The organism is Streptomyces sp. PSU-S4-23 (genome assembly GCF_055632315.1).
Map to the genome: position 1 here is coordinate 5,978,345 of NZ_JBVMUU010000002.1, position 17,628 is coordinate 5,995,972.

General features: G+C 68.9%; 15 protein-coding genes and 1 pseudogene. 11 read left to right on the top strand and 5 right to left on the bottom strand.

What is annotated here, in order from left to right; translation table 11 throughout:
* Window positions 1-177: 177 nt before the first annotated feature.
* The 4 genes from ACZ79I_RS27350 to ACZ79I_RS27365 form a co-directional block, all read right to left on the bottom strand.
* Window positions 178-1,614, bottom strand: coding sequence for a DUF6177 family protein (locus ACZ79I_RS27350; RefSeq protein ID WP_471500355.1), 1,437 nt, complete (start codon window positions 1,612-1,614; stop codon window positions 178-180).
* 212 nt (window positions 1,615-1,826) lie between these two features.
* Window positions 1,827-2,687 carry an immunity 49 family protein gene (locus ACZ79I_RS27355; RefSeq protein WP_471500357.1) on the bottom strand — a complete coding sequence of 287 codons (861 nt, stop codon included), beginning with the start codon at window positions 2,685-2,687 and terminating at the stop codon, window positions 1,827-1,829.
* An 11-nt stretch (window positions 2,688-2,698) separates the two neighbouring features.
* Window positions 2,699-5,161: a hypothetical protein gene (locus ACZ79I_RS27360; protein WP_471500359.1), complete on the bottom strand. Its 2,463-nt coding sequence runs from the start codon at window positions 5,159-5,161 to the stop codon at window positions 2,699-2,701.
* Window positions 5,158-5,568 (bottom strand): DUF6507 family protein, encoded by a 411-nt coding sequence (locus ACZ79I_RS27365; protein ID WP_471500361.1) that lies wholly within the window; start codon window positions 5,566-5,568, stop codon window positions 5,158-5,160. The genes ACZ79I_RS27360 and ACZ79I_RS27365 overlap by 4 nt, the downstream gene beginning before the upstream one ends.
* Window positions 5,569-6,305: 737 nt before the next feature.
* Here ACZ79I_RS27365 and ACZ79I_RS27370 point away from each other — a divergent pair.
* From ACZ79I_RS27370 to ACZ79I_RS27405, 8 genes are all read left to right on the top strand, one after another.
* Window positions 6,306-6,983, top strand: a complete 678-nt coding sequence (locus ACZ79I_RS27370) for a DUF429 domain-containing protein (protein ID WP_471500363.1) — start codon at window positions 6,306-6,308, stop codon at window positions 6,981-6,983.
* 48 nt (window positions 6,984-7,031) lie between these two features.
* Complete coding sequence (locus tag ACZ79I_RS27375) at window positions 7,032-8,180, top strand: PD-(D/E)XK nuclease family protein (RefSeq protein WP_471500365.1); 1,149 nt, start codon at window positions 7,032-7,034, stop codon at window positions 8,178-8,180.
* A gap of 209 nt (window positions 8,181-8,389) precedes the next feature.
* A complete protein-coding gene (locus ACZ79I_RS27380) occupies window positions 8,390-10,063 on the top strand; it encodes a DUF262 domain-containing protein (protein WP_471500367.1) in 1,674 nt (557 codons plus the stop codon).
* A 219-nt stretch (window positions 10,064-10,282) separates the two neighbouring features.
* Window positions 10,283-12,706, top strand: coding sequence for an AAA family ATPase (locus ACZ79I_RS27385; protein ID WP_471500369.1), 2,424 nt, complete (start codon window positions 10,283-10,285; stop codon window positions 12,704-12,706).
* Window positions 12,703-13,152, top strand: a complete 450-nt coding sequence (locus tag ACZ79I_RS27390; protein WP_471500371.1) for a hypothetical protein — start codon at window positions 12,703-12,705, stop codon at window positions 13,150-13,152. The genes ACZ79I_RS27385 and ACZ79I_RS27390 overlap by 4 nt, the downstream gene beginning before the upstream one ends.
* 205 nt (window positions 13,153-13,357) lie before the next feature.
* Window positions 13,358-13,735 carry a type II toxin-antitoxin system RelE/ParE family toxin gene (locus tag ACZ79I_RS27395; protein WP_471500373.1) on the top strand — a complete coding sequence of 126 codons (378 nt, stop codon included), beginning with the start codon at window positions 13,358-13,360 and terminating at the stop codon, window positions 13,733-13,735.
* 3 nt (window positions 13,736-13,738) lie between these two features.
* Entirely contained in the window at window positions 13,739-14,059 is a 321-nt protein-coding gene (locus ACZ79I_RS27400; RefSeq protein ID WP_381091279.1) for a helix-turn-helix domain-containing protein, read from the top strand.
* Window positions 14,060-14,228: 169 nt separating this feature from the next.
* Window positions 14,229-14,486: a hypothetical protein gene (locus tag ACZ79I_RS27405; RefSeq protein WP_471500375.1), complete on the top strand. Its 258-nt coding sequence runs from the start codon at window positions 14,229-14,231 to the stop codon at window positions 14,484-14,486.
* 10 nt (window positions 14,487-14,496) lie between these two features.
* On the opposite strand, the pseudogene ACZ79I_RS27410 reads toward ACZ79I_RS27405, so the two are convergent.
* Window positions 14,497-14,971, bottom strand: a pseudogene (locus ACZ79I_RS27410) (ATP-binding protein).
* A 167-nt stretch (window positions 14,972-15,138) separates the two neighbouring features.
* Between ACZ79I_RS27410 and ACZ79I_RS27415 the strand changes: the two are divergent.
* The 3 genes from ACZ79I_RS27415 (at window position 15,139) to ACZ79I_RS27425 (ending at window position 17,559) form a co-directional block, all read left to right on the top strand.
* Complete coding sequence (locus ACZ79I_RS27415) at window positions 15,139-16,011, top strand: helix-turn-helix domain-containing protein (RefSeq protein WP_471500377.1); 873 nt, start codon at window positions 15,139-15,141, stop codon at window positions 16,009-16,011.
* Window positions 16,008-16,193, top strand: coding sequence for a DUF397 domain-containing protein (locus ACZ79I_RS27420; protein WP_471500379.1), 186 nt, complete (start codon window positions 16,008-16,010; stop codon window positions 16,191-16,193). Before ACZ79I_RS27415 ends, ACZ79I_RS27420 begins: the two co-directional genes overlap by 4 nt.
* Before the next feature lie 241 nt (window positions 16,194-16,434).
* Entirely contained in the window at window positions 16,435-17,559 is a 1,125-nt protein-coding gene (locus ACZ79I_RS27425) for a hypothetical protein (protein WP_471500381.1), read from the top strand.
* The last annotated feature ends 69 nt before the right edge of the window (window positions 17,560-17,628 follow it).

Consider the following 17,628-nt stretch of genomic DNA (forward strand, 5'->3'; position numbering starts at 1 on the left):
TGGCCCGGGCGGGGGACACGGAGCACGGGCAGAGGGACGACCGCTGGTCGGGGGCGGGCAGCTGGTGGTCCAGACCGTGGTCCGGCTGAACCGATAGATCGTTGGCACACGGTCGTGGGTTGGCAGGACTCGGACGTGTACGCGGAATGCTGGGGCGGGGCGTCCATCGCCGCCGTGTTACCCGCGGCCGCGCGGCGGGGTGGCATTGACGTCCGCTGCCTGCTTCAGATGCCGGGCGAGTTGCTGGAAGGTGGACCATGCCTCGGGGTCGGTTCCGTCTCCCAGGAGGTAGTGGAGAGCGGGGCGGGCCGGGGGACCGAGGCGTCTGGGAGTGGGGCCGGCGGGCGGGTGCTCGGCGTGGGTGAGCCCCACGGTCTCGGTCTCGTCGGGGCCGAGGGTGAACGCTGTGGGGATGGGCAGGGGTTCGAGGCTCGGGGGGATGGTCAGGTCGCGGCGGGCGGCGCGGAGTGAGGTGAGCAGGGAGACGAGGCCGTGTTCGGCGGCGAGGGCTGCGGCGAGGGGTTCGATCGCGTCCAGGGGTGGCTCTTCGTCGCGGCCGTAGCCAAGGGCGAGGGTGATGTCCTCTTCGACGCCCGCCGGGGTGCGCAGGATGCCGACGGTGGCCAGGGCGGGGCGGTCGGGGTGGCCGACGGCGGTCAGCCAGGTGGGCTGGGGTGCGCGGGTGCGGGCGAACTCGGTAAGCCGGCGGGTGGACCAGGGCAGGCTGACCGGTTCGGCGGTGCTCCAGCCGGCGGGCGGGGCGCCGGTGAGGTGCTGGAAGGCGGTTTCGAGGGCGTTGCCGAGGACGAGTTGCTCATGGGCCGGGTGGCGGGTGTGCAGCGCAAGGAGGAGCTGCCGCTGGTGAGTCGGAGTGTCGGCTGTGAAGGTGGCGGCGACCGTGGGGGTGCCGTTCTCGTCGCGGACGGGGGCGAACGTGCCGTTCTTCCAGTGGAGTACGGCGCCGGACAGGCCGTCGTAGTAGCCGTGTTCGGGGTGTTGGACGACCCAGCGGTTGGGCAGGGCGCGCAGGGCGGCGCGGGTCGGCAGCGTGAGGCGGGCGGTCGGCGGGGTGACGATGTGCAGCGCGCGCTCGTCTTCCGCCGCCGCGCGGAGGGCGTCGGCGAGCCAGCTGGTCATGGTGACCAGGGGGCGGTCCTGGATGACGACGGCGGTGCTGGGGGTGAGGACGTCGACGGCGGGGACGGCGGTGGCGGGGACCGGGACGGCGGAGATGTCGGTGGTCAGGGGCACCACGTCGGTGGTGGCGGCTTCCGGCGGCCAGACGGTGCCGCCGAGCACGGTGGCCAGGCGGCCGGCGAAGGAGCCCGCGAGCCGACCGGCCTCGGCGACGGCGGTGGAGGCCCGTGCCTCGGTCCACCAAACGGGCCCGTCGGGGACGGGGCAGTCCAGCAGGCGGGCCACCTCGCCCGGGACGTGCACGGGTATCGGTGCCTCCACGGAGACGAGGGGGCGGCCGTCGGGGGCGCAGAGCTGGACGACGGCGCCGTCGGCCATGGTGCCGACGGCGAGGTCGGGGCCGCCGGCGTACAGACCTGCGAGGAGGGTGCGCAGGTCCGGCATCGTGGGGGTGAGGGCGATGACGTCCTTGGTCACGAAGTGTCTTCCGCTGTGAGGGCAGCATGGATGGGCTGGTGTCGGCGGCCGCTGCGGCCCACGATGCTGCGGCCGGGAGGCTGCGGGGAGGGCACAGGCTGGGAGAGAGCCGGCCTTCGACGCGTTCGCCGGTCATGACGAGGCTGCGGTGCCGTCTGGGCTGTCACGGCCTTCGGCCACCTGCCAAACCGGGAGGGCCTGCCGGGTCTGCGTCAGGGCCGCCCTTCGCCGAGCCTCGAGCCCAGGAGGAGGTGACGAGGGAGATACTCGGATTCGACCTCGATCGGGAAACCGGCGTCGTAGGCGAAGCAGGCCATGGCCAGCGGGCCCAGTGCGACGTAACCATCGGGGTTCGACAGCCGCTCCTCGTCGGCCGTCCAGTACTCCCGGTGAGCCCGGAGCGCATCGGTCAGCGCCGTGTTGAACTGCGCGTGGTCCTGCTGGATGTACCGGAAGAACAGGTTGAGCGGGGGGTAGAGGATCTTCAACATGAGGTCCGGGTCCGCTGCCCGAGCAGCCTCCGGCGCGGTGCCCTGAAACGCGGCGACCAGTCTGTCCCCGACGCCTGGCCGGCCCTGCCAGTACGACTGAAGTACATTGATCCAGTCGTAGATGTAGTCGTCGTAGTCCGCGCCGGCCTGCCTCAGCAGCGGGATCGGCACCTGGCACAGGGCGGACAGCCGATCCTTGTCGCGGCAGACGACGGCCAGAAAGAAAGTGGTCACCCAGCTGCCCGCGTCTGCGTAGTACACAGGGCCGCTCGCCGGAATGTTCCTGACCTTGTGCTCGACGCTGCACTCCACGGTGCCCTCCGTGGCCAGGGCCGCGGCGAACACCGCCGAACCGGACTGCATGGCAGTCACCCATGCGTCCCAGGTAGCGAGTTCACCGGCCGCGGGGTCCAGAGCGCAGGACGACTCCGCCAGCGTCAGGGAGACACTGAACGCGTCCTGGATCGCTCGGGGCACCTCTTCGAGATCCTCCACAGCCCAGGCCAGACTCTCCCTGAGCACCCCCAGCCCTTCCGCCACGTCGTCGGTGGGGAAGTCATGGCGCGGGACGGTCACGACCACTCGATCTCTCCTCAGAAAATCTTGAAGTGCTTGAGCACGGCACCAGCATACGTGCCATCGTTTTCGTTGGCCTTGACCAGGACGTACTCCAGTTTCTTGCGGCGCATAGCCCGGCGGATTTCAGCTGCGAGCCGTTTGTCTCGGGGGCCCCTTTTTTCCATTTCGGTGACGATGGTCTCGACATAGGGCAAAGTTCCCTGCTTGACTCTGAAGCCCTTTGCTGGTCCGGTTCCCTTTCGGCGTTCCAAATCCGCGTTAGGTGCCTTCTCTTCGACGATGATGATGTTGCCGTTCTTGCGACGGTACACATCGTCGAATTCATTCGCGCCGTTTCCGGTGCGCGGCAGGTCCTCGATCCTCGTGGCGTCAGGAAACTCATGGGGCATGACGTGAAGCCGAGCGGCACCCTCGCCGAGTTTCTCGCCGACCTTGCTGTTGTTCGCGCGGTCGACACCGAATGCTTCCTGCGCCTCCTGCAGTGCACGGGCGTGCTCAGGGCTTGGATCGTGTGTGAAGTCCTTCTCTGCCGCCGTCAAGTGCATGGAGTTCTTTCGGTCGGCAGCAAGTCTGTTCAGTTCGTCGAGGTTGTTGGGACGTACGGTGTCTTCTCCAAGACGCACCGGACCCAGTCGGTACTTCTCGCCCGGAGCCCACGGTAGATCGTCCGCAGGAACCAACTTGCCATCTTTTCCTTCGGTGAGCTTGACCAGTGGGTGGCCGTTCTCGTCAACGCCGTCGGCTTGGAGCCGTCGCCCAATGGCGTCGTAGTGTTTCTTGCGCCACGCTTCGTCGTGGTTGGCCTTCCACGCCTGTTCGAGGTCGATCTTGCGGCGTTCGGCGGGCGTCAGCTCGCCTCCACTGCCGCCCCCATGTGCGCCGCCCGTGCCACCGGAACCATGATCGCTGCCAGCCGGATGGCCGTCCCCGGTGGCATCCGTTCCAGAGTGGTGCAAGTCGGGGCTGCCCGGGGTGTCGTGGCTCGCAAGGGGGCCGTTGGTTTGACCATGGCCGTTGTTACGCGGCGAGTCGTGGTCGACTACCGAGCTGTGGCCACCTACGCCACCACTATGACTGCTGCCGGATTCGCTTGCATGTGCGGACACCTGTGAGGGCTGCGGCCCGCTGCCCACACCTGCAAGCTCCCGCTCATGCGCCGGCACCTGGTCCGTCCCGGCACTCGCAGTGACGGATCGTTCCTGCTTCGGCGTGTCGGAGATGACGTGGCCCTGCTTGTCGTAGGCGATGAACTCGCCGTCGCGGACGACGACCTTGGAGCCGTCGTCGAGTTCGATCACGCTGTGGAGGCGCCCGGCACCGGTCGACGCATCGACGCCGGTGAAGATCTTGGAGGTGACGTCGGAGAGCTTCGGCAGGGTGTTGATCGCCTTGCCGGTCGCCTTGAGGCCGGCGGAGACCGGGTCGATGAACTCGCCGACCCTGGCTGCGACCGACGCGCCCTTGGCCAGGGCGCCGGCCTCGCTGCCCTTCGCGGCGACGGCCAGGGGGCCGGCGCCGAGGGTGAGGACGTTGAAGACGACGGTGGCCGAGGCGCGCGCCGGGTTCTCGTCCCACTTGTCCCACGCGACGAGACTCTTGGCGAACTCCTTGGCCGCCTTCTTGGAGCGGATCTCGTCGGCGCTCTCCTTGTCGGGGCCGAAGGCCCAGTCCATGAAGGCGTCGTAGGGCGTGATGGTGTACAGGCCGATACCGGTGACGACGTCCTTCAAGCCGCTCCAGGCCTGCCCCGCCGCCTGGGAGCCATGCCCGCCGAACAGGGTGTACAGGCCGTCGAGACCGCCCTCGATGTTGTCCTTGACCAGGCCGTCCCAGACGAAGCTCTTGGCCCCGTGCCCGAACCAGTCGAGGCTCCACGCCTCGTAGGTCTGTTGCTCCGGCGTGCCCCAGGGCAGTTCCTTGGCGTGTCGGAGTGCGTCGAGGCCGTAGCCGTACATCACCGTCTTCTTGTCGACGGTGTGGCTGCCGTCGTCGGTGACGAACTTCGGCCCGCCCACGATCGAGGAGATCTTGGATGCGGCGCGGCGTTCCGCGTCCTGGAAGGCGGACTGCGCGGAGGTGACGCCGTTGAGGAGCTCCTGGTGCCGGTGCACCTTGTTCTCGTCCTGGGTCCAGTCGTCGTGGCCTTCGACGCCGGCCACGAAGTCGAGGGCGTCCGCCTTGAGCTGGGCCAGCCGCTTGGCGAGCGGGCGGGCCTCGGCGGAGTACGTGTCGAGCGCGTCGGCCACCGTCTCCAGTTTGGTGGCGAAGCCGTCGGCGTTGTCCATGACCGGCTGTGTGGTGGCGAAGAGTTTGTCCGCTTCGGGCGCGGTGTAGTAGGCCTCAAGCATCTGGAAGCGGGAGTGGACGTCCATGCCGCGGTTGCGGATGCCGATGGCGTCTGTGCGCAGCGCGGAGACGTCCTTGTCGAGCTGGCTGAGGTCGCCGGTGAACTGGGGTATGCCGGAGGGGTCGATCACCTTTCCCCGGCCCCCTTGCCCTTGCTCTCGGCCGTGTTGCCGCCCTGGCCGGGCAGGTCGATCTTCGGCGTGGCGAGCGCCTTGTGTTCGGCGGTGGCGGCCATGTGCAGATCCCCGGCGACGTAGTAGGCCGTGGCCTCGCGCGCGCCGTTGACCGATTTCGCGGCCCGGGCACCGAGGAACAGCACGTCCGGGGCGGTCTGGTCCACGAACAGCGCCAGTGCCGCGCCGACGGGTCCGGTCGGGGCGGGCCCGCAGTACGGTCCGCTGATCGTGCCGGCCGAACCGGCCGCGCTCTCCACGTTCTTGCCGTACGCCTTGACGTCCTTGGCCAGGTCGTCCATCGCGTCCTCGACGAGCGAGGTCACGAACTGCACGCCGGACGATGAGATGTCCCACTTCGTCATGCCGAACCCCCGTGGAAACGTTGCATACTTGCCGTGCAGGCCCCGGCGTCTCGCGCATCTCGCCCAGCCGACGGTGCTCTTGTCGAGCTCCGGACGGGCGGTGGCCCCATGCCAACTTCCTTCCCCCGTGCGCGCGTCTGCGCGGCTACTCGATCGCCTCTGAGCCACCGCGTCAGGCAGACCTCACACAGTTCGAACATCCTCTCGTAGCGAGCGTTGCAGGCGCAACGCGACAAGCGGCGAGGTGGCGTGATCTAGTTCATGCGCAGCCTGGAAGAATGCCGCCTCGCACACGCTCGCGTCTCGTACGAGAGCAGGCCGGCCATTCGACCGGTCAGTACAGAGGCGTCCTTGAGGGACAGCGCGCGACTCGAGTCAAGCGGGCCCCTCGGCCCCGCACCGGCTGCTGGAAGCATCAAGACGAGTGCCTGCCGCGTATACAACGCGGGAAAGCAGTCCTGCACCGCCAGGACCTATGAAACAACGCGGTTGTTGGGGCCAGGTTCGATTGCTGGGCGGGGGACTCGGGACATGGGCACAGGGAGGACCGCTGGGCGGGGGCGGGCAGCTGGTGATCGAGACTGTCGTCCGGCTGAACCGGTAGAACGTTGGCAGAGGCCGTAGGTGCGAGTCCCCGGCAGGGCACAGACAGATGAAGACGGCGGCTGGCGGTGGTTTCTGGGACTGCGGGTGCTGCTACGTTGCGGCTCGGGCTTGTGCGCGAGGGGTGGGGTGGGATGGACGTCCTTGGGGTCGACGCCTGTGGTAAGCAGGGGTGGGTGGGGATCAGGCTCACGGACGGCGCGTACGCGGGCAGCCTGGTGGATCCCCGGCTCGAGAGGCTGATCGAGCGCGCCGCCGAGGTGGATGCGATCGCGGTGGACATGCCGTTGGGCCTGGTCGAGAAGGGCTGGCGTGCCGCAGATCTCGCGGCCAGGGCGCTGCTCGGGATGCGGCGCAGCAGCGTTTTCCCCATAGCGCCGAGGATGGCGTGGCAGGAGCAGGACTACAGGGCGGCCGCCGACCGATGTCAGGAGCTCACCGGCAATCGGCTGAGCCGGCAGGCGTGGGCGCTGAGACCGAAGCTGCTTGAGGCGCGGGCGTGCTGGCTCGCCGATGAGCGGATCCACGAGGTCCACCCTGAGGTGTCCTTCTACGCCTTGGCCGGCGGAGTGCCGCCGGCTTACGCCAAGAAGACCTGGCGCGGCCAGAACCTGCGCCGCTCCCTGCTTGCCGAGGCCGGGTTCGTGCTCCCGGACGAGATTGGCGAGGCGGACCGCATTCCCGTGGACGACGTGCTCGACGCTGCTGTCGCGGCCTGGTCGGCGCACCGGATCGCGCTCGGGACAGCGGGCCGGGTTCCTGAAGTGCCCGAGCCGGACGCAGAAGGGCGCCTCGTCGAGATTCGATACTGATCAATTCATCAAGTATCGAATGTGTCCGCGGGGTACTGAGGAGGCAAGGTGTTGGACGACTCGTTCGCCCGGCTCGCGACGTTGGTGGAGTCGCTGACCGGCGATGTGGTGTTCGCGATGTCCAGAGGCAGCAAGGAACTGTTCCACAGCGACACCCTCGCCTGGTACCTCGACCGATGTCCAGTCGTCGGCGAGGCATTGCTGGACGCCTGGCAGGTACCCCGCACCGGCCATGCACGCGAGGCGCGGGTACGCCGGGAGTGGCGCAACCTCGATCTGGTCGTGGAGCATCCCGGGCACAGCCCGCTGGTGATCGAGAACAAGGTGTTCTCGCTCCCGGACACCGACCAGTTGAACGCGTACGCGGCGGGCAAGCTCCACGGCCTGGACCATCCCGTCCTGATACTGCTCAGCCTGGCCGCTCCCGGCTGGCAGGACGGCTCATGGAGGACCCCGAACGGTCTGACCTGGCGTTACCGCGGCTACGAGGACCTGTGTGCTGCGCTGCGGCCCTGTCTGCCCGATCTCCGGCGAACGGATGGGTTCGGCGCCGACGTGTTCGAGCGTTGGCTCGACTTGATCGACAAGCTCGTGCGACTGGCCGCCGAGGTCGGCACCCCCGCGGGGGCGGAGCCGTTGCTGCTGCCAGAGGAAGCGGTCGCGATCCTCAAGCGCGCCCGACTGGACGCGACCGTGCAGAAGATGCGTTGCCTGCACGTCTCGAGCCTCGTCCGGGCAGAGCTGGCGCGGGAGATCGAGCAGGACGGGGTCATCGTGCGGACGGCGATGAGCCGGGGCCAGGGCATCGTGGAGATGTTCACCGCGGAGACGGCCCCCTGCTTCGGGTGGCAGATCCAGGAAGGCCAGTTCCGGCTGGTCTGCCTGACCGGCCCGGGCCCCGGCCACGGGCCCGGCCCGACGCGGCGGGCGGCCCGCGAACAGGAGGCCCGCGCCTACGCCGACTACTTCTGCTTCGACCGGGCGCGCACCCTGCTGGGCGACACCGGTCCCGAGCGACCTGTAACCGCCCCGAATGCTCCGTTGGCCTTCAACGGGTTCGCGCCCGACTTCGTCTACCGGAGCATCCCCGCACCAGACCTGGCGATCGAGCAGGTCGTCCGGCTCGGTGTCACCTATGCGCGGCGGGCGTTGAGGTGGCACGCAGACGCGTGGGGCAAGGGAGACGGGCGCGGCTGAGCGCTGGCTGAGAGGGATGACGGACTTCCGGTCCCTGTTGAACCTTATGCCGGACGCGGCGGGTGCTCACGCTGTCGTCGATACAGCAGTGGACGGTGAAGCCCTCGTCCAGGCGTGGGATGGCCCTGCTGCCATGGAATCGCCGCTGGTGCAGAGTAGTTGCGTCGGATTAGGGCCGCGGAGCTCCATATTTCCGACATCATCGGGGCATGCAGAAGCTCGAGGCGCACGAGATGCCCTTGCACAAGGTGTTCAGCAGTGACTACGACTTCCAGATACCTGACTACCAGCGCCCCTATGCCTGGCAGGAGGAGCAGGCGGCTCAACTGCTGATGGACCTGCAGGAAGCCCTGGACCGTGGGACGGGTGAGCCGTACTTCCTCGGATCCGTTGTGCTCGTCAAGAACAGCGCGGTCCCCAAGGCGGATGTCATCGACGGCCAGCAGCGCCTCACGACCCTGACCATCCTCCTGTCGGTTCTACGCGACCTGACCGACGATCCGGAACTACGCGGCGACCTCGACCGGCTGGTAATGGAGCCCGGGGCCAAGATCCGTGGGCTCGCCCCGAGGCCGCGGCTCACTCTGCGAAGCCGTGACGCGGAGTTCTTCGAGAAGTACGTGCAGACGAAGGGCGCGGTGGGCACTCTGCTGACGCTCAAGGAGGAAGCCCTGCGGACCGACGCGCAGAAGGCCGTTCTCCGCAACGCGACAGTCCTTCACACCACCCTCACCGCGTTGACCGAGGAACGCCGGCTGGAACTGGCTCAGATGCTCGCCGAGCGGACGTTCCTGGTCGTCGTCAGCACTCCTGACCTCGATAGCGCACACCGGATCTTCAGCGTCATGAACTCCCGCGGCCTGGACCTGTCCCCCACCGACATCTTCAAGTCGCAGATCATCGGGGATCTCGGGGCGGAGGCGTCCGAGGCGTGCGCCACCACCTGGGAGGACGCCGAGGAGATGCTGGGGCGCGACGACTTCGCGGAACTCTTCCTCCACCTGCGGATGATCTTCGCCAAGAAGCGGGCGGAACAGGAGCTGCTCAAGGAGTTCCCGGAGCAGGTGCTCAGCCGCTACCTCCCCGGCAGAGCCGAGGCCTTCGTCCATGACGTCGTCCGGCCGTATGCCGAGGCCTATGCCCAGATCCGTGAAGCACGTTATGAGTCCGCTTCGGGTGCGGAGGCGGTCAACGCCTGGTTCAGGAGGCTCCAGCAGGTCGACAACTACGACTGGCGGCCCGCCGCCCTCTGGGCACTGCGCCACCACGAGGACGACCCGGCATGGCTCGACACGTTCATGCGGGCCTTGGAGCGGCTGTCGGCCAGCATGTTCGTCCGCCGCGTCTACACGACCCCTCGCGTCACACGCTACGCCGAGCTGCTTCGGCAGCTCGACGAAGGACAGGGCCTCGACTCCCCGGCCCTCGAACTGAGGGACGACGAGAAGGCCGAGACCCGGTCCAGGCTCGACGGCGATCTCTATCTGGTCGGCAAGATCCGCAAGTACGTGCTGCTGCGGCTCGACGAGGTGCTGGCCCGCGGGCAGGGAGTGACGTACGACCACCCGCTCATCACCGTGGAGCACGTGCTGCCGCAGACCCCGAAGGCCGATTCGCAGTGGGTCGGGCTGTTCGAAGAGGAGCAGCGTGCCCAGTGGACGCACCGTCTGGGAAACCTGGTGCTGCTGAACCGCGCCAAGAACTCGGCGGCCCAGAACTACGACTTCACCGCCAAGAAGGCCAAGTACTTCACCGGCCGCGGGGGAGTGGTCCCCTTCGCGCTGACCAGCCAGGTGCTCCAGCACGCCGAGTGGACCCCTGAGGTGCTGAAGGCCAGGCAGGAGGAGCTACTGGGGGTGCTCTTCGAGGAGTGGCGTCTGTGAGTACGGGTGCCGTGGTGTCACGCCCCGGCCCCGGGCCCAATGATCTCCATGAAGTTCCAAAGAGTTCCATTATTGGGTCTGTGTGGGCTATGGTCGTCCACAACTCACGGCACACGACCCCGCGTTGCACCGCTGCTTCCGTGCGCCCCCTGTCGTCCAGTTGCCGCCGGCCAGTCCGGCCCCTCGCTCCGCAGCCATCGCCTCCACGGGAGTCCCGTCATGCCCGTACCCGCCGATCCCGCCCCGGACCCGTCTCCCGCAGGGCCGCCCGCCCAGGAGCCGGCGGCCGGCACCCTCGCCCGTCTCATCACCGGGCGGCTCGCCGGCTCGGACCTCGACGAGGGCACCCGGGCCGTCCTGCTCACCGCCTTCCAGGACGACGGCCCGGTGCGCGGCCGGATGCCGGGCGCCTACCTGCAGTCCGTCACGGTCAGCGGCTTCCGCGGCATCGGCCGTACCGCGCGCCTCCCCCTCACCCCCGGCCCGGGGCTCACCCTGGTCACCGGCCGCAACGGCTCCGGCAAGTCGAGCTTCGCGGAAGCCGTCGAGATAACGCTGACCGGCGACAACGCCCGCTGGCGCGGCCGCAGCGACATCTGGCGCAAGAGCTGGCGCAACCTCCACCACGGCCAGGAACCCCAGGTCGCCGTGGAGTTGCGCATCGACGGCGATCCGGAACCGGCCACCGTGCTGCGCACCTGGCACGGGGACGACGTCGCCGACTCCACCGCCGAACTCGACCGGCCCGGCCACGCCCCCGTCCCCCTCCCCGACCTCGGCTGGCAGGAGGACCTGGCGACCTACCGCCCCTTCCTGTCGTACTCCGAACTCGGCCAGGTGATCGGAGGCAAGCCCAGCGAGATGTACGACGCCGTCGCCTCCATCCTCGGGCTGGAGCAACTCGCCGCCGCCGATAAGTGGTTGCGCGAGCCGGCCCGCGCGTACGAGGCGCCAGCCAAGGAAGCCAAGGCCGAACTGCCCGCCCTGCTCACCCTCCTGGACGGCACCGACGACCCCCGCGCCCGGGCCGCCCGCACCGCACTGAGCGGGCGGCGCCCGGACCTCGAACGAGCCGCCGAGCTGGCCGCCGGGACCGGCCCGGCGGACGAGTCGCTCCTGTTCGACCTGCGCCGCCGCTCCACCCTGACCGGACCCGACACCGAGGCGGTTGCCACGGCCGTGACCCGGCTGCGCGAAGCCATCGCCTCCACCGAGGACCTGCGGGGCACGTCCGCCGAGGACGCGCTGCGCCGCGCCGAGCTCCTCGCCCGCGCGCTCGCCCACCACCGCGCCCACCCCGCCCTCGACACCTGCCCGGTGTGCGGCGGCACGGCCCGCCTCGACGAGGAATGGGCACGGGACGCCGCCGAGCAGGAACGCCGGCTGCGCGCCGAGGCCGAGCAGGTCCTCACCGCCCGCAGGGAACTCGACGCGGCCGCGCAGGCCGTCCGCGACCTGGCCGCGGTGCCCCCCGACTGGCTGCCGCCCGAGATCGCCGCCGCCTGGGACCACTGGCTGCGGTGCCGTACCGTCTCCGACCCGGCCGCGCTGGCGTCCGCCGCCGAGAACGCCGCACGGATCGCCGCCGACGCCGCACGGGTCACCCGCCTGGAGGCCGCGGGACGCCTCGCCGACCAGGACGACACCTGGCGCGATGCCGCGCGGGCGCTCGCCGCCTGGCTGGACAAGGCCCACGCGGCCGAGCAGGCGGCCCCGCACCTGGCCCGCGTCAAGGCCGCCCAGAAGTGGCTCAAGGCCACCCATGACGAGATCCGAGCCGACCGGATGCGGCCCATCGCCGAGGACGCCCAGCGCATCTGGTCCAACCTGCGCCAGCAGAGCAACGTCGCCCTCGGCCCGGTCCGCCTGGGTGGCTCCGGAACCCAGCGCAAGGTCGCCCTCGACGTGACCGTCGACGACATCGACGCCCCCGCGCTCGGCGTCATGAGCCAGGGGGAACTCCACTCCCTCGCCCTGTCCCTCTTCCTCCCGCGCACCTTCCTCCCGGAGAATCCCTTCCGGTTCCTGGTCATCGACGACCCGGTGCAATCCATGGACCCCGCCAAGGTGGACGGCCTCGCCCGCGTCCTCGCCCTCCTCGCCGAACACCGCCAGGTCATCGTCTTCACCCACGACACCCGCCTGCCGCAGGCCCTGAAGTACCTGCGGCTGCCCGCCACCGTCCTCACCATCGACCGCCGCGAGCGCTCCGCCGTACGCGTCCGCTCCGGCGACGACCCCGTCAAACAGGCCCTCAACGACGCGAAGGCCCTCGCCAGGACCCGCGACCTGCCCGGCGACGTCGTAGCCCGCGTCCTGCCCGGCCTGTGCCGCACCGCCCTGGAGGCCGCCCTCCTCGAACCGGCCCGGCGCCGACTCCTCGGCACGGGCCTGCCGCACGCCGAGATCGAGCAGCGCATCGCCAAGGCCCACAAGCTCACCGAACTGGCCTCCCTCGCCCTCTACGGGGAGACCGACCGGGTGGCCGAGACCATGACCGACCTCACCCGGGCCTACGACCAGCAGGCCGCCGACCACATCCGGTGGTGCAACAAGGGCTCCCACGAAGCCGTGCCCGTCGACGACGTGGACGAGATCATCCGCCGCACCGCGGACCTCGCGAAGGCGGTGCGAATCCTGTGACCACGATCCGCCCGGCCACGCCCGTCCCGTCCGCGCGCCCGCCCCGGCTCCCCGCGACCCTCCCGCCTCCGCCGCCGTCCACCTCGACCCCGGAGGAACTGCTCGCGGGCGCGGACCGGTTGCTCGGCACGGCCACCGCCTCCACCACGGGCGTCTGGCCGCGCGCCGTGGCACTGCTGCTGCGCCACGCCCTCGAAGAGGCCCTGCGCCGCTACTGGCAGGCCCGCAAACCGCAGCTGTCCCGCTGCCCGCCGCACGCCCAGGCCCTGTGCCTGGAGTCCTACGCCGACCCCGACACGGCCCGCCGCTGGTCGGCGACCTGGGCCGGCCTCAGCCGGGCCTGCCATTACCACGGGTACGAGCTGGCTCCCACGCAGGGGGAGCTGCTTGCCTGGCGGGACGACGTCCAGCGGGTGCTGGACTCCCTGGGGAGGGGAACGGCGTAGCCGGCCGCCGGGCGTCCACGGCGGTCGTCGTGCCATGATCCGACGATGGTCACCGGTCGCGGGGCCGGGATCCACGCGACCGGTATCCCGTCCCTGAGGTACCGCACACCACTCTTTCGACGTACACCCCGGCATTCACCCGCGAAGCCTCGAACAGTATGCCAGCGTACTAGTATGGGTAGGTACTACGCGATGGTGTGGTGGCATGGCTTGGCATCTTGAGATGGCCGGGGAGGTACGTGATTGGCTGCACGAACTGAGGAAGGCTGACCGGGCCACCGCGCGGTTGGTGGGACAGGCAGTCCAAGCGCTGGTCGATGAGGGGCCCGATCTGGGAAGGCCGCTGGTGGACCGCGTCAAGGGATCGACTCTGCACAACCTCAAGGAACTACGCCCGGGCTCCAACGGAACCAGTGAGATCCGGATCCTGTTCGTCTTCGACCCCGAACGCAGCGCCGTTCTGCTGGTGGCCGGCGACAAGGCGGGGCAATGGTCGGAGTGGTACCGCCGGTCGATTCCTCTGGCCGAGGTGCGCTACAGGCAGTGGCTGGCTTACCTGGAACAACGGCGCGAAGGAGAGTGAGCAATGGACACGTTCCACCCCTGGGACGAGGTAAGGGACGAGATCTTCGACGAGGACGATCTCGACGAGATCAGGGCGGGCGCCCAACGGCTGGTTGCGCAGGCGCGCGCCCACCGGCTGGCCGAGGTGCGCCAGGAGCTCGGTCTCACCCAGAGCGAGGTTGCGGCGCGTATGCATGTCCGGCAGGAGCGGGTGTCCGCCATCGAACGCGGTAAGGCCGTCTCGACGGAGGTCGGCACCGTGGCGGCATACGTCGCCGCGCTCGGCGGCAAGCTGGAGATCGTCGCGAACTTCGGTGGCACCCGCGTCGTCATCGCCCGGTGACCCAGCCCGTGGCTCTCCGCGAGGGACTGCGCACGGTCCCGCACCGTGCGCTGGTGCTCCGCCCCGGTCCCTCGCCCAGGTGTGGTGCCCCCAGCCGGCGCTGGTGTACGCCCTGTCCGGCGTCCTGAAGGACTGCAACGTCCCTCAGGCCTGTACGTCCGAGCCGCCCATGCGTGAGGTGAAGGCGGGCCGTCCGGAGTGTCTGGCCTGTGCGACGGGCCCGGACCTCGCGGACTGGCGGCGCATCGGCACCGCTCTGGGGCGGGTGGCCCTGCTGGCGAAGAAGCGGCCGGACGCGGTGGACGCCTGGGTGGCCCTGGCAGCGGCCCGGCACAGCAGTGCGGTGGTCTTCACCACCGACCCGGGGGACATCCATGTCTACCTGACGGTCCTCGCGCCGTCAGATGTGCACGTGGTCGCCGTCTGACGGTCGACTGTCACGCGGGTGCGTTTGTCGCGCACGTCCGGGCCGAGGTCTCGCAGGCGCACTCGGCCCAGACCGTCTTGCCGCCGGGCGGGTACGGCTCGACGCCCCAGCGGTCGGCGAGGGCGGTTACCAGGAGCAGGCCGCGGCCGGACTCGGCGTCGAAGGGGCGTTCCGCATTCCGCCGGCGGCGACGGGAGGCGCTCGCCCCGGGCGTCGGTGACGGCGATGCGGAGCAGGCCGGCCGTGGCGTCGAGGCTGAGGGTGAGCCGGAAGTCGCGGCTTCGAACGCGACCGTGCAAGTAGGCGTTGGTGGCGAGTTCGGCCACGATCTGCTCGGCGCGCTCGGTGACCCTGGGTGACATGGGCCACGCGCGGAGCTGCTCGGCGGCGAGGAGACGGGCGAGCCGGGCTCCGCGGCGGGTGGACGACAGAAGCTGGGAGAACGTGTGTACGGGGGCGTTGAGTTGGGGTGTCGTTGCGCGCATGGGGCCACGGTGACGGGTGCGCGGGGCGCGTTCCAGAGGTGCGGTCCGTACGCTGTGTCAGCGTACGGGCACATTCCGTGGACGGTACGACGGTTCGTGCGTCACGCTGGGTGCGGTCGGGTGGGGGACGGCGAACTGCGCGGGTATGGAACCGGAGGTGGCCGCGGATGACCGGCGGCGGTGTGGTGGACGACGAGGACATGCCGGGCGGCGAGGCGGACCGGGAGCCCGATCCCTCGGACAGCCTGCGGACGTTCGGGGCCTTCCTGCAGGCACTGCGCGAGCACGCGGGGTACAGCAGGACCGAGTTCGCGAACCTGGTGAGCTTCTCCAAGCACACGGTGGAGTCGGTGGAGTTGGGACGACGGATGCCCGATGTGGCGTTGGTGGAGCGCTCCGAGGAGGCGCTGGGGAACACGGGGGCGCTGCGGAAGGCGTCGCAGTACGTGACACGGGGGCGCGGGGATGCCGGGCTCGCGGCGTGGTTCCGGCAGTGGGCCCGCCTGGAGCGGGTGGCGGTGAGCCTGTGCACGTACGAGTGTCGACTGGTGCCGGGGTTGTTGCAGTCGGAGGGATATGCGCGGGCCCTATTCGAGAACCGCATTCCGCTACTGACCGACGAGCAGTTGGAGGCTCAGGTGGCGGCGAGGCTGGATCGGCAGAGGATGCTGCCGGAGCGGCCAACTGTTCCCTTCCACTTCATTGTGGAGGAGGCGGTATTCCGGCGCAGGTTGGGCGGTCGTGACGTGCAGCGTCGCCAGCTGGACTACGTGCTGGACCGTACTGCGCCTCGCAATGTGACGCTGCAGGTCATGCCGTCAGATGCGGAGCTCCATGCCTGCATGGACGGTCCTGTACGCCTCTTGGAGACACCCAACGGGCGACGGCTGGCGTACTCCGAAGGGCAGGAGAACGGCCGGTTGATCTCTGACCCGAAAGAGGTGAGCCTCCTCTGTCAGCGCTATGACACACTGCGCTCGCAGGCCCTGAACCCCAAAGACTCCCGGGGTCTGCTGGAGCGACTCCGAGGAGAGCTATGAGCACGTCGGAACTGGCCTGGTTCAAGTCCAGCTACAGCGGCAGCTCGGGCGACGACTGCGTCGAGGTCGCCGTCACCGAACAGTCCGTGCGGGTAAGGGACTCCAAGGACTTGACGCGCCCTCACTTCGCCGTCGGCCACCAGGAGTGGTCGTGGTTCGTGGGGTACGTGACGGACGTGTAGCGGTGGTGCGGCAGCCCGGGCCCGCAGTGGTCGGAGGAGTTCTCGGAGCCGGCCAGCGTGCGGACGGGCGTCATTGGCGACGTTCCGCTCGTCCAGTGGCACCCCGAGCGGCCCGAAGTGCCTCTGGTGCAAGGGTCATGGACAACTCGCCTACGTGCACGGGGGATTGCCCGAGTAGGGAGTGCGGCTGGAAGAATGCGATAACTAGTATGATTAGCTGATCTACGGTTATGATCGCTGTGTGCATGCGGTTGACCTCACCCAGGGCGCGGCGGGCTCCGTGTCGGACGTCGACTTCGAAGCGCGAGTGCTCGTGTGTCCGGCATACGGGAGCAAGGAGTCGCGTAGACATTGGCGCGACACGCTTGAGCGGGAAGTGCCCTTCATCGGCGAGGCCTTGACGAGGCATCTGTCGTCTCGGCAACTTGAGCAGCTCAGCCGCTTCCATCCCACGGGCGTGGCCCGCTTCTGGGGTGCCACATCGACTCATGACAAGGCTATGTCCAGCGTTCGTATAGGCGACGTAGCTCTGTTCACCGGGGCGAAAAAGGTGCTGGCTGTAGGAGAAGTCGGCGTCATCTTCGTCAACCGTGAGGTCGCCGACATGCTGTGGCCGCCATCGCCCGGAGGCAAGAGCTGGCATACCGTATACAGCCTACGGGACTTCGTCCCAGCTGAGGTTCCATACGAGGAACTGGCTGAACTGATCGGATATTCCAAGAACTATGGCTTTCCTGGTCAGTTGGTGCTCGAAGGTGATAAAGCCCGCGCTGTCATCGAGGGTTTGCGCATAACCACCAGGACGGTGTTGGAGCAACTCGGGGTCGAGAGGCCGCCTGCCCGCGATCCGCTCCCGGTTCAGCGGGCTTCATTGGAACAGCAGCACACGCCGGTCGTCAGCTTCGAGCGCGCGGCGGCGACGACTCTCTACCGGCGTCAGGAACAGCCGTTGGTCATGGAGTTCTGCGCCACACTCGCCATCGCTGCTGAGCGCTTCCGCTCTCCGGCCGGACTTTGTGACATTTATATACCGGGGCCTGACAGTGTGGAGGTGATCGAAGCGAAGAGCCGAACCGGGCACGCGTACGTGCGTGAAGCCCTCTCCCAGTTGTTGGACTACGCCCCGCACAGTCCGCGTCCTGTGGACCGGCTTGCCGTGCTGCTCCCTGATTCGCCCGACGAGCGGGCACTTCAGTTGCTGCACCGGTATGGCGTCGATTGCATTCACCGGGTGTCTCCCGGCGTCTTTCGGAGAGTTCCGGCACCGGACGACAGGCGGCTTCTGATGAAGAAACTCTGGATGGAGAGCGAGTCCATCAGCCGCACTGAACCCGGCCACGAGCGCGGTGAGAGCCACACCGGCTGAGACGATGTGACGAGGAGCCGAACAACCGGCAGGAATACCGCCGTTCATCGGCAGCACCGACGATGGCAG